Source organism: Vibrio sp. 10N.222.47.A9 (genome assembly GCF_963872585.1).
Classification (GTDB): domain Bacteria; phylum Pseudomonadota; class Gammaproteobacteria; order Enterobacterales; family Vibrionaceae; genus Vibrio; species Vibrio splendidus.
This window is the reverse complement of record NZ_CAWNBB010000041.1, coordinates 122,280-135,004: the sequence shown is the minus strand read 5'-3', so window position 1 is coordinate 135,004 and position 12,725 is coordinate 122,280. Positions and strand designations below refer to the sequence as shown.

Sequence of the window (12,725 nt, the reverse complement as noted above, 5' to 3'; positions counted from 1 at the left end):
CTCATAAAATCACAAGCACTGTTCTAGCCAGCATTTGAATTCAATTTCCTTAGAAGGATCATGTAATGGATTTATCTACTCTGCCTACACTGACAGTACTTTCTGACAACGTGACTATCGTTGAACACGAAGGTGTAAAATTGGTTCGCGTTATCCACGATAAAGCAAACGCAGCCATTTCATTGTTTGGAGGCCATGTGGTGTCATTCCAACCACAAGGTCAACAAGACCTTATTTGGATGAGCCAACAAGCTAAATTCGATGGAAAAACAGCCTTACGTGGTGGTATTCCAGTATGTTGGCCTTGGTTTGGCCGCATTGCAGCACCGGCACATGGCTTTGCACGTTCAAGCGAATGGCAATTAGTTGAGCACCGTGAAAGCGAAGCGGGTGTGATTGTAAGCCTAGGCCTAAAGCCGAATGAAGAAACTCTGGCAGTATGGCCGCATCAGTTCGATGCACGTTTAAATGTTGAGATTGGTGACCAACTAAAAGTAACTTTGGATGTGAAAAACACAGATTCACAACCATGGACTTTCTCTGGAGCACTGCACACTTACCTAAACGTTGGTGATATTCACAACACAACCACAACCGGTATGGGTGCTGAGTACATTGATAGCCTGCAAGGTGGCAAGATCTGCCAAGGTGGTTCTGAACTGGTACTAACCGACACGATTGACCGCGTTTACACGCAACCAGAGGCGCAAATCTTTGTTGCTGACAAAAATCTCGATCGCACACTAACAGTTGAGAACCACGGTCATAACTCTGCAGTATTGTGGAACCCGTGGGCGGAAGGCGCAACAGCTATGGGCGATATGCAAGACGACGGTTACCTAACCATGATGTGTGTAGAATCAACACTGCACGCACCAAGCCTAGAAGCAGGCAAAACGCTACAGCCTGGCGAAAGCCACCAACTGATTACGGTGATTTCTTCAAACTAGGCCTCTAGCGAGTTTAATTAGACATAAAAATGCAGCTCATAACGCTGCATTTTTTATTGCCCCTAACCTCACACGTACCGTCCAGTAATCAACGTCTTAACACAAGCCAGTAGTCCATCGCCTCTTCGTTTAAACCCACGCCACGTGGTTCTCATCACTCTAGTTTATAAATATAACTATCAATTCATTAATTATTATCAATTACTGCCGATAAATAAGTACCTATGATAGAAAGCTCAATAACAAACTTCCTTAAAACCACTTAACAACATCTCAATGAAGACAGGATAGTGAATTCATGTTCGAGAAATACAAAAATCAAAGTGTTGGCTTCCAACTTAAGTTGGTCATTTTGCTGTGCTTGCTTATCGCCTTTGGTTCCATTGCAACACTCGTGTACCGCAATGCCTCACAGGTATTATTAGACAACACGTTAAAAGAACACCAATCCAAAGTAGAAGCGATGGCCAAAACCATCTCTGGTCAGTTTGATGCTTACCTGCATACCGCTAAAGTTTTAGAATCCACTTTTCGTAACGGCTACCTAGCAGGTGTTTATGTTGAAAGTTATGACGTTGAGTTCAACGGTCATTCTATTCCCAACATGACTCAGTATGGTGAGAGCCTAATCAATGACACCAAACTCGTCGATAGCTTTACCCGCGACACCGGCGCCGTAGCGACCCTATTTGCCCCATTTGGCGACGACTTTATTCGTGTCTCTACTTCTCTTAAAAAACCTTCAGGCGAACGAGTCGTTGCGACCACGCTAGGGAAAAATCATCCAGGCTATAGCAAGCTCAAAAATGGCCAGCCTTATTACTCTCAAGTTAAGCTCTTCGGCCAACGTTACATCACCTACTATGCGCCTTTGACCAATGCTCAAGGCAAAGTAAACGGTATCTCTTTCATTGGTTTGCCAGTAGAAGAGGCGACTCAAAGCTTGTTTGAATCTCTACGCTCTGTTTCTTGGGGGGATACGGGATACACCATCATTGTTGATAACGAGAAAGAGCATCAAGGCCAGTACTTACTGCACCCGACTAACGTTGGCGGTGGTAAATCAATTGTTGATGTTGCTGACTATGACGGCAACAAACCTTTCTATCAGATCTTTGAACAGCCATCAGGTCTAATTCTATATCCATACAAGGTTAAAGAAACCGTTGGTGAGAAGTACCTTGTCTACACCGAAGTTCCTGGGTGGGATTGGAAACTGCTTGGCGGTACTTTTATCAAGGAAGTGACCAAGGGCAGTGATGAATTACTCAAGCTCATCGCTATTATTGCTACCTTGATTGCTGCCGCTACCATCGTCGCGTTAACCTTCGTGTTAAACCGTACACTGACGCCACTAACGACGTTAAACGAGTACATGCTGCGTTTAGGAAAAGGCGAAGTGAGCCTGCATATTCCAAACAATGGCAAGCAGACGAAAAACGAGATCAGCAACCTAAATACCGGTGTTGCGAACATGGCAGCTCAATTGAATACACTCGTGGGCGAGATACGTACGACCAGTGACCAAGTACAGAACAGCTCAAGCAGTGTGTCACAAGATGCCAGCCACAACTTGAGTCAATCTGATCGCCAGCAAGCACAGGTTGAGCAAGTCGTTACGGCCATTGAAGAGATGGCCACCTCTGCAGAATCTGTAGCGCAGCAAGTGAACAGCATTGCTGAAAATGTTCGCCTTGCAAATGAAGACAGCCAGAAAGGTTTAGAAGTCGTTGAAGGTGTGTGTATTGATGTTGCCCAGCTGAATGATCAATTAGACAAGTCAGCATCGGCCATCGAGCAAGTGAGTTCTGATAGCGAAAGCATTCAAACCGTCACTAAGATGATTGATGACATCGCAGAACAAACCAACTTACTTGCGTTGAACGCTGCGATAGAAGCAGCACGTGCGGGTGATCAGGGTCGTGGTTTTGCCGTTGTCGCTGACGAAGTAAGAACATTGGCTCATCGTACACAAACGTCAGTGCAAGACGTAGTGAGCATCATCGAGAAGTTGAAATCTTCAACTAACAATGCCGTGAACCTGATGACACAAAGCCAATCGAATGCCAACCAAGTACTCGATAAAGCGCAAGAAGCCGGTACGGCTCTAGAGTCGATTGCCTCTCAAGTTGAATCTATTGCTTCTCAAGCTGAAACCATCGCTGCGACATCAGAAGAGCAAGCTCAGGTTTCTCAAGAAATCGCCGCAAACGCACATGCGATCAGCGACCTCAACCAGCAGAGCCGTGAAACGAGCGCTAAGACCTCTCACAGTGCTGATGAACTTCAAAGACAAGCTGAGTCGTTAAAGAACCAAGTTAACTTCTTTAGCTAGAAGGCGAGTTCACTGTTTCTATCAGTGACTTGCTCATAACCAATAGAGCCAACCATACGTTGGCTCTATCTCTTCATTAACTGGCTCTACCTATTCACGGATTGCCGTTAGCCAATACAACTGCGTTTATTCTAGCGCCCCACTATGCTTCCTGTTAAAATTTTGGACTTGAAATTTCTACCTCGAGTTCGCAATGACTTACCAATGCCCTTTGTGTCACCAACCTTTATCTCAAAACGATCGTACGTTTAAGTGTGAAAAGAACCATCAGTTCGACCTAGCGAAAGAAGGCTATGTCAATTTGATACCAGCACACCACAAACGCTCAAAAGATCCAGGTGACAACAAAGAGATGATGCAGGCTCGTCGCCGCTTCCTTGAAGGCAACCACTACGATCCGATGCGCCAAGCCGTTGTTGGTTTATGCGCTAGCTATCTGCCAGAAACAGCCCCTAGCCTATTAGATATAGGTTGTGGTGAAGGTTATTACACCAATGAAATTGCGGTAAACCTTCAAGAAAAGAATGGCGCTACTTTTGGTCTAGATATCTCTAAGATTGCTATCAAATACGCGGCTAAACGCTACCCAGCGGTCGACTTCTCAGTCGCTTCGAGTCATCGCCTACCCTTTGCTGAAAATAGCTTAGATGGCATTCTACGCATTTACGCGCCTTGCAAGGCAGAAGAGCTGCAACGCACCATCAAAGACAATGGTGTGGTGATCACCGTGACACCTGCTAGCCGACACCTTTATCAGCTGCGTGATGCGATTTATGATGGCGTTCGTTTGCATGATGAAGATCCAGAGATGATCGAAGGTTTTACTCTTGAGCACCAAGAGCAACTAAACTATATGATGGAACTATCGGGGTCAGACGCATTCGACCTGCTACAGATGACGCCGTTTGCTTGGAAAGCGAGTGAAGAATTTAAACAACAACTCACCGATGCAGAGCAATTCAACTGTGAAGCTGACTTTATGCTACGAGTGTACCGCAAATAACTTTAATTGATATTGATTATCGTTTGCATTGAAATCTCATCTTGCCTCCTTTAGTATGCGTGTTCTTCAAGGAGGCATTTCATGCAACGTATTATTCTTATCGGATTAGCTACCCTGCTTACAGCTTGTGCTAATCAACCTTCAAACAGCACTTCTCAAAACGTGGCTAACACGCAAACGCAAGCCGTTTCCACATTCTACGACTACCAATTCGCGTCTCCACAAGGCGAAGCGCTTTCTCTCAATGCATTGCCTAAACAGCTGATTGACGCTGATGTGGTTCTTATTGGCGAATGGCACACTCACTCGGCAATCCATCGCTTCCAAACCGATTTCTTAAAAGCGCGCCGCAACGCCACATCAAACATCGCGCTTTCAATGGAACAATTCACTCGAGAGCATCAAAACACATTAAACCAATATCTAAATGATGAGATTGGCGAACAAGTTCTTATGTCTCAAGCGGCTGCTTGGCCAAATTACGAAAGTGATTACCGCGCGTTAGTGGAGTTCGCTAAAACCAACAACGTCGATATCATTGCGGCAAACGCACCAAAACCCTTTGTACAGTGTATCGGCCGTAAAGGATTATCCTATCTAGATCAGCTAACGACGGAACAACGTCAATGGATTGCTTCAGAAGTGGATACTGGCGATAGCCCTTATAAAGAAAAGTTCATGGCTTCGATGCATCACGGAACACCAGAGCAAACAGAAAAACAGTTTGCGGCTCAAGTCACATGGGACGAAACCATGGCAGAATCGATTGTTGATTACCTCGCATCGAACCCAGACCAACAAGTGATTCATGTGGCCGGTAAGTTCCACACCGAAGGTGGTTTAGGCACTGCAGCATCGATTCTACGTCGTAACCCTGATTTGAAAATTGCCATCATCAGCCCAGTTGAAGCGATCTCATCGGATAGCAGTGACTATCAGCTTGAAGTTCTCTCGCCACCGGCTCGCTTTGTTAAGAAAGAGAACCGAATGAAGGCATACAAGCACCTATCTAAGCGCGGATCCGATCTCAAGTGCGACTAAACTCGCTATCCAGACTTAATCTTGTTCAAGTTTAGGTCTGGCATAAGTCTAACAAACTAAAAGCTTGTTCAATGGCGCCCTAAGATAAATATTGATATCGGCATAGGAATTGCTTAATTACCAAGCAGTTTTGATTAAGCAGACGAAGATATATTGTGCGAATAAAAAAACATCACCACGGTGATTAAATGCACAAGTTTTTCACACCTCTGCCGATACTATATTTAAGGATAGGTAAGGAGAGCGATATGACGCCAGTAGGAACGAGTAACACTCAGCTGTATTCACCTTCGCAAATGAACGCACAAGCTAAAAGCATTGAAGCTGACAAGCCTGCACCTCTTAAGGTTGAACAAAATACCGTTAAGCTTTCCGATGAGGGCAAAGCCCTATTATCTGCCCTTAAAGAAATCGATAAAGAAGCCAAGAAAGTCGAAGCTGAAAACGCGACCGTTACTGATAAGGTTGAGTCATTTGCTCACGGCGCATTAGGTATGGATCACCCAGATAAGATTGAAGAAGAGGACGATGGTTCTTATTCAGCAGGGCAATACTTATCCGCAGCGGCAACGGTTGGTGGCATTCTTCTCGCTCTTATATAACCTTACTTTCCTTTACGACATTCCTTTCACCGCACCACGTGCATTGTTTGCACAGCACTGCTTACATTGTCCCTATTGCTCTGAGCCTCTTTCATTGCAAAAAATCGATTTGTCGTCACGACAACAGACCTGATTTGTCCTAAAAAACGAGTTCACGACATAATTCCGCTCTCATTTTAATGGAATAATACTCGTGAAAAACTCTTTTGCGCTTATTGATAAGCCAACCTTTTTTGGTGCGATAGCACTCCTACTCACGATCATCTTCCCGCTGATTATGTTCCCGACGCAAGGAGCAGACTGGATCGCGGTCGCTAAAACCTTTATGACAGACCAACTTGGTTTCTTGTACCTAGCGCTTGGACTCGCAGCTTGTGCCTTCATGGTCTACGTTGTGTTCAGTGATATGGGACAAATTAAACTGGGTGAAGCCGATGAAGAACCTGAATTTAAAACCGCTTCATGGGCAGCAATGCTTTTCTGTGGTGGTATCGGGGCAAGTATCTTGTATTGGGGTTGTATCGAGTGGGCTTACTACTACCAATCACCGCCTTTTCAACTAGAACCCGGCAGTGAAGAAGCCGTTCGTTGGGCTGCGACCTATGGTTTATTCCACTGGGGTCCAATTGCTTGGTCTATCTACCTAATCCCTGCTATTCCAATTGCCTACTTTTTCTATGTACGTAAACAACCTGTACTAAAAATTTCTAGCGCATTAATGCCAGTATTGGGTGAACACCATAGCCGCGGCGTTGCAGGTAAAGTTGTAGATATCCTATTCATCTTTGGTCTATTAGGTGGCGCAGCAACAACGTTAGGTTTAGCAGCACCTCTTATTACTGAAGGTCTTAACCACTTATTCGGCCTACCAAAAAATAACGTCACTCAAGTTATGGTGCTTCTGGTTTGTACTGCGATATTCGCGTACTCATCGTATGCGGGTTTGGAAAAAGGCATCAAGATCCTCAGTAACATCAACTTCTGGGGTGCAATGGGACTCTTGATATTCGTCCTAATCGCTGGCCCAACGATTTTCATGCTTGAAACGGGTCTAGACTCGATTGGTCGCCTATTGTCTAACTTCTTTGTGATGGCAACGTGGGCAGAACCATTCGGCGGCTACGGTACGTTCGAAAATACGCATTTCCCACAAGATTGGACCATTTTCTACTGGGCATGGTGGCTAGTTTTTGCACCAAGCATGGGCCTGTTTGTTGCGCGTATCTCTCGCGGCAGAACCATTAAACAAATGGTGTCAGGCTCTATCTTCTTTGGTTCATTAGGCTGTTTCTTATTCTTCATGATCTTAGGTAACTACGGTTTATCCCTACAGTTATCTGGTGAGCTAGATGTCGTTGCAATCTTAAACGAAGAAGGCGCAACCAAAGCTATCTTCTCGATGCTGGCACAACTGCCAATGAGCACGTTAGTGATCGCCGTATTTACACTGTTGTGTATTATTTTTACTGCGACAACCTTTGACTCTATCTCTTACATTCTGGCTTCTGTGGTTCAGAACAACGTGACCGAAGAGCCGATGCGTTGGAACCGTATGTTCTGGGCATTCACACTGTCGTTCTTACCAACGATTCTGATGTTCTTGGGTGGCCTAAGCACACTTCAAACCGCTGCGATTGTTGGTGGCTTACCGCTACTGGCTATCTCTGTGATGTTGATGATCTCAGCCGTTCGTGCAACGAGCCTCGATTTACGTCACCAAGAGAGTTACATCGAGCCGACGATTAACATCGAAGAGCTGCCAGACATGGATCCATGGTCGGCAGAAGGTATGGCACTGGCACAGTTCGAGAAAGAGAAAGACGCAGCACAAGAAGCCGCAGAACTTGAACGTGAAGCTTATAAAGCCCTTGCTGATGTGAAGAAAGAAATCCGCGCTTATGTTCTTGAACAGGGTGCACAAATGGAAACACATGAGCTTCCTGAAAACCTACAACAAGCACTTGAGCAGGCTGAAAACAACCTAAGAACAGCTCAAGCGAAAAAAGTTGAGTTATCAGAACAAGCTCAGAAAGCTCGAGTCGCGTTCAATCAGGTGGTTGCAGAACTGCCGCTTGCTTGACATTAGCCATGACACAGTCCATTTATTTGGACTCTCCTAAATACGACAAAGGCTCACAGAAATGTGAGCCTTTTTTATGTTTTTCTAAAAATTTGAGTTATTGCTCAATTTCATATTGATGAAACAAATATGAAACGACTTTGACACAAATCGGTGTTCTAATCATCCCGCTTATATAAAAAGGGATAACTAATGAAGCACTTTATGAAACCAATTGTTACCGCAGTGGTAACCTCAACACTCTCATTCAACGTACTTTCAGCAGAAATCAAAAATGTCATTCTGATGATCGGCGACGGCATGGGACCTCAGCAAGTTGGCTTATTGGAAACCTACGCAAACCAAGCGCCAAATTCCATCTATAAAGGGAACAAAACGGCCATTTATCAACTTGCTCAAGAAGGGGTTATTGGTTCATCCCTAACGCATCCGGAAGACGCAATCGTAGTGGATTCAGCTTGCTCTGCGACCATGCTTGCAACGGGTATCTACAGCGGTTCAGAAGTGATCGGTATCGATTCCCAGGGTAACCATGTTGAGACAGTACTTGAGAAAGCGAAAAAAGCAGGCAAAGCGACCGGCTTAGTTTCCGACACGCGCTTAACTCACGCGACCCCTGCTTCTTTCGCCGCTCACCAACCTCACCGTTCTTTAGAGAATCAAATTGCATCTGACATGTTAGCAACGGGCGCTGATGTGATGCTCTCTGGAGGGCTGCGTCATTGGATTCCTAAATCGACCAACGACAAAGGTGAAACCTATAAGCAACTTGAGAAACTGACTCAAGGTGATGTTTATCTCAAATCGAAGCGTAAAGACGACCGTAACCTGCTGACTGAAGCAGAGAAAGACGGCTACCAACTGGCGTTTAATCGCAACATGCTAGACGACGCTAAAGGCGATAAACTACTTGGCCTATTCGCCTACTCGGGCATGGATGATGGCATCGCTTACAGCAACAAGAAAAAGAGTGGCGAACGAACTCAACCAAGCCTGAAAGAGATGACACAAAAAGCACTCAACATCCTATCCAAAGATGAAGATGGCTTTTTCCTAATGGTCGAAGGTGGCCAAATCGACTGGGCGGGACACAGTAACGATGCAGGCACCATGCTGCATGAACTGCTCAAGTTTGATGAAGCGATCCAAGCGGTGTATGAATGGGCAAAAGATCGTGAAGACACGATCGTGATTGTGACCGCAGACCACGAAACAGGCTCTTTCGGTTTCAGCTACTCTTCTAATGACCTACCAAAACCACAGAAACGTTCTGGCGAAGCCTTTGCTGATCGCGACTATGCACCCAACTTTAACTTTGGCGCATTCGATATTCTTGATGGTTTATACAATCAAAAGCAAAGCTACTACGGCATGATCAGCGAATTTCAGAAGCTAGATAAAGCGCTGCAAACACCTGAAAAACTGGCTGAGATCGTCAACAAGAATAGTGAGTTCCCTATCACTGCTGAACAAGCAAAAAACGTGTTAGCCAGTAAGCCGAATCCATACCGATTGGCTCAGCACAAATACTTGTCGGCAGAAGAAGTGCCTGCTATCAACGATTTTGATGCATTCTTCCCTTATAACGACCGTGGCAACCTGCTTGCTCGTGAACAAGCAACAGGCCAAAACATCGTTTGGGGTACAGGTACACACACTCACACACCAGTGAACGTGTTTGCTTGGGGTCCTGCTGAAAAGATACTGCCAGTTTCGAAAATCATGCACCACTCAGAACTGGGTGAGTACATTAAACAACAAGTAAACTAGCCTGAATCTTTTTTGCTCGTTTAAATTTAGCGCCCTTCGGGGCGTTTTTTGTTTTAAGCTTTTGAGCTAAGTGAGTAATTGAGTAATTGAGTTTTAAATTTAGGCGACGCCAAATAGTAAAACAGCCGCTAAAGAGCGGCTGTTTTTATAATACTTAGCGATTTGGGTGATTCAAAATGTGGTCTTCCCAATCGACAACATCGATTTCGTATACCACTTTGTTACGAACACTTTCACCTGCAGCATGCATCTCTGATTTAGAACCCGTAATCAATGGGTGCCACTCAGGAATCGGCTTAGATTCAGATAGAAGACGGTAAGCACAAGTATCTGGTAGCCAATGGAATTCATGAATCTTGTCACGAGTCAGCTTCAAACACTCTTCACCTGAAGTGAAGCGGTTCGGGTAGTCTTTACAAGAACATGTTTTGTCGTTTAACCAGCTGCACGCCACGTTGGTGTAGTAAACTTCATCGCTATCTTCATCCATTAGTTTATGCAGGCAACACTTACCACAACCGTCACACAGTGATTCCCACTCGTTCTCGGTCATTTGCTCTAGTGTCTTTTCTTGCCAAAATGGATTCGTCATAGGATTACTTCTTACTCTTTTACTGGGGTGCGTGTTATACCGCTAGCCCATAAAAAGTTCAAGGATAATAATTGTTCATTCTTTGATTCAATCAACAGCTGTCACTCTCATCATTTTTTGCTACTATCGCGCACCCTGTTATTTAGTGAGTTTAATTTGATGGAATGTCGCCTAGGTTGTGGAGCTTGTTGTATCGCTCCAAGTATTACATCTGCTATTCCTGGAATGCCTAATGGTAAGCCTGCTGGCGTACGCTGCATTCAATTAAATGAGCAAGATCTATGCAAATTATTTGGTCAACCTTCACGCCCGAAGGTATGTCACCAGTTCAAAGCCTGCCCTATCATCTGTGGTAAAACAGACCAAGAAGCGCTTGATAACCTTATTGAGCTCGAAGCAATAACCTAACAATACTTTTCTTCTTATATATGCCCAAGATTTCACAACTTTGATAGATCTAAACTATCTTATTGATACTGGTAAAGATTAATAAGGATAGTTATGAATAAGTATATCGCAGAAATGTTCGGTACGTTTTGGTTGGTGTTAGGTGGTTGTGGTAGTGCCGTCTTAGCCGCGGCTTTCCCTGATGTGGGAATTGGTCTACTCGGAGTTTCCCTTGCCTTTGGTTTAACCGTACTCACTATGGCTTTCGCTATTGGTCATATATCCGGTTGCCACCTTAACCCTGCTGTCACCATCGGTCTATGGAGTGGTGGTCGCTTTGATGGCAAGGATGTTGCGCCTTATATTATTGCCCAAGTGATTGGCGGTATTATCGCGGGCGGCGTGCTATTTGTGATTGCTTCTGGTCAAGCAGGTTTTGACGTTGTCTCATCAGGCTTTGCTTCGAATGGTTACGGTGAACACTCACCGGGTGGCTATTCGCTAACCGCAGCACTCGTGTGTGAAGTAGTAATGACTATGGTGTTCCTATTCGTGATCATGGGGGCAACCGATTCGAAAGCACCGGCTGGATTTGCGCCTATCGCGATTGGTCTTTGTTTAACCTTGATCCACCTTATCAGTATCCCCGTCACTAATACCTCTGTGAACCCTGCTCGAAGTACTGGTGTAGCCGTATTTGTTGGAGACTGGGCTGTTTCGCAATTATGGCTATTCTGGATTGCACCGATTATTGGTGCCGTGATTGGCGCTGCGATTTACAAAGCTGTGCGTGGCTCTGATTAATCGTTTGAAAAGGTTTTAGAGTAGACGCATTTCAGAATAGAGCTTTAAAACAAAAAAGAAAAAGCCGCTTAGTGATGATTCACCAAGCGGCTTTTTTAGATCTTATGACGACCGAGTAAGGAGTGCGAAAGCGTGGTGCCATCCACCAGCTCTAGCTCACCACCGACGGGAACACCATGGGCGATACGGCTAGCGTTCACTTCATGGGCATTACATAGCTCAGCAATGTAATGCGCTGTTGCTTCCCCTTCTACTGTCGGGTTAGTCGCTAGAATTACTTCAGTGATATCACCACGACGTAAACGGTAATCCAAAACATCGAGACCGATATCACTTGGACCGATACCATCAAGTGGTGAAAGATGCCCCATAAGCACAAAGTAACGACCTGAATATTGGCCAGTTGCTTCAATGGCTGCAATGTCTGCAGGGCTCTCTACTACACAAATTTGACCGTTATCCTGACGTTTAGGATTGGTACAAATGTGGCAAGTATCTTCTTCAGTAAAAGTGCGGCACTCATTACAATGACCAATTTCGGTCATTGCTTGGCTAAGAGCTTCAGCCAACTGTAGGCCGCCTTTTCTATCGCGCTGTAACAAATGAAAGGCCATACGCTGCGCCGACTTGGGGCCAACCCCAGGTAGACAACGTAAGGCCTCCATCAAATGCTCCAGCATATGACTGGTACGCATATTTAACCGTTCTAACTTTTAAAGTAACGGCCTATTCAAAATAGGCCGTTGATCGAGACAAGTCTCTTATAAATAAGTCGCTTAGAAAGGCATTTTCATACCTGGTGGAAGTTGCATCCCACCAGTTACGCCAGCCATTTTCTCTTTTTGAGTCTCTTCAACACGACGAGCTGCATCGTTGAAAGCGGCTGCGATAAGATCTTCAAGCATCTCTTTATCGTCTTCCATTAGGCTTTCATCGATATCAACGCGACGAACACTGTGACTACCAGTAATCGTAATTTTTACAAGGCCAGCACCTGACTCACCTGTAACTTCCATATTTGCGATTTCTTCTTGAAGCTTTTGCATGCGTTCTTGCATTTGCTGGGCTTGCTTCATCATGTTGCCCATACCGCCTTTACCAAACATGTTATTACTCTCTGGTCTAATTGGTTTATTAAAATCATTTAAGCTACTAAGGGCT

12 protein-coding genes are annotated in these 12,725 nt (G+C 44.9%); 9 read left to right on the top strand and 3 right to left on the bottom strand.

The window, feature by feature from the left end; genetic code table 11:
• Nucleotides 1-65: 65 nt before the first annotated feature.
• The 7 genes from AACT19_RS12745 (at nt 66) to AACT19_RS12715 (ending at nt 9,781) form a co-directional block, all read left to right on the top strand.
• The gene (locus tag AACT19_RS12745) at nt 66-950 is read left to right on the top strand and encodes a D-hexose-6-phosphate mutarotase (RefSeq protein ID WP_017084061.1); all 885 of its coding nucleotides are present in this window, start codon (nt 66-68) and stop codon (nt 948-950) included.
• Nucleotides 951-1,248: 298 nt separating this feature from the next.
• Nucleotides 1,249-3,285: a methyl-accepting chemotaxis protein gene (locus tag AACT19_RS12740; protein ID WP_076646535.1), complete on the top strand. Its 2,037-nt coding sequence runs from the start codon at nt 1,249-1,251 to the stop codon at nt 3,283-3,285.
• 193 nt (nt 3,286-3,478) lie between these two features.
• The gene (rlmA, locus tag AACT19_RS12735) at nt 3,479-4,288 is read left to right on the top strand and encodes a 23S rRNA (guanine(745)-N(1))-methyltransferase (RefSeq protein WP_076646533.1); all 810 of its coding nucleotides are present in this window, start codon (nt 3,479-3,481) and stop codon (nt 4,286-4,288) included.
• Between the two features lie 81 nt (nt 4,289-4,369).
• Nucleotides 4,370-5,329, top strand: a complete 960-nt coding sequence (locus AACT19_RS12730; protein ID WP_017085076.1) for a ChaN family lipoprotein — start codon at nt 4,370-4,372, stop codon at nt 5,327-5,329.
• Between the two features lie 248 nt (nt 5,330-5,577).
• Entirely contained in the window at nt 5,578-5,931 is a 354-nt protein-coding gene (locus AACT19_RS12725) for a hypothetical protein (RefSeq protein ID WP_004734101.1), read from the top strand.
• A 193-nt stretch (nt 5,932-6,124) separates the two neighbouring features.
• Nucleotides 6,125-8,011: a BCCT family transporter gene (locus AACT19_RS12720; protein WP_076646531.1), complete on the top strand. Its 1,887-nt coding sequence runs from the start codon at nt 6,125-6,127 to the stop codon at nt 8,009-8,011.
• A gap of 192 nt (nt 8,012-8,203) precedes the next feature.
• Nucleotides 8,204-9,781 carry an alkaline phosphatase gene (locus tag AACT19_RS12715; protein WP_076646529.1) on the top strand — a complete coding sequence of 526 codons (1,578 nt, stop codon included), beginning with the start codon at nt 8,204-8,206 and terminating at the stop codon, nt 9,779-9,781.
• A gap of 154 nt (nt 9,782-9,935) precedes the next feature.
• Here the strand turns inward: AACT19_RS12715 and AACT19_RS12710 are convergent, their stop codons facing one another.
• On the bottom strand, nt 9,936-10,373 hold the full coding sequence (locus AACT19_RS12710; RefSeq protein ID WP_017067609.1) for a YcgN family cysteine cluster protein: 438 nt from the start codon (nt 10,371-10,373) through the stop codon (nt 9,936-9,938).
• Between the two features lie 159 nt (nt 10,374-10,532).
• Between AACT19_RS12710 and AACT19_RS12705 the strand changes: the two genes are divergently transcribed.
• Nucleotides 10,533-10,781: a YkgJ family cysteine cluster protein gene (locus tag AACT19_RS12705; RefSeq protein ID WP_004734153.1), complete on the top strand. Its 249-nt coding sequence runs from the start codon at nt 10,533-10,535 to the stop codon at nt 10,779-10,781.
• 93 nt (nt 10,782-10,874) lie between these two features.
• Nucleotides 10,875-11,564, top strand: coding sequence for an aquaporin Z (gene aqpZ / locus AACT19_RS12700; RefSeq protein WP_004734154.1), 690 nt, complete (start codon nt 10,875-10,877; stop codon nt 11,562-11,564).
• A gap of 95 nt (nt 11,565-11,659) precedes the next feature.
• Here the strand turns inward: aqpZ and recR are convergent, their stop codons facing one another.
• Both recR and AACT19_RS12690 read right to left on the bottom strand, forming a co-directional pair.
• Nucleotides 11,660-12,259 carry a recombination mediator RecR gene (gene recR, locus AACT19_RS12695; RefSeq protein WP_017111149.1) on the bottom strand — a complete coding sequence of 200 codons (600 nt, stop codon included), beginning with the start codon at nt 12,257-12,259 and terminating at the stop codon, nt 11,660-11,662.
• Between the two features lie 81 nt (nt 12,260-12,340).
• Nucleotides 12,341-12,670 carry a YbaB/EbfC family nucleoid-associated protein gene (locus tag AACT19_RS12690; RefSeq protein ID WP_004734156.1) on the bottom strand — a complete coding sequence of 110 codons (330 nt, stop codon included), beginning with the start codon at nt 12,668-12,670 and terminating at the stop codon, nt 12,341-12,343.
• Nucleotides 12,671-12,725 lie beyond the last annotated feature (55 nt).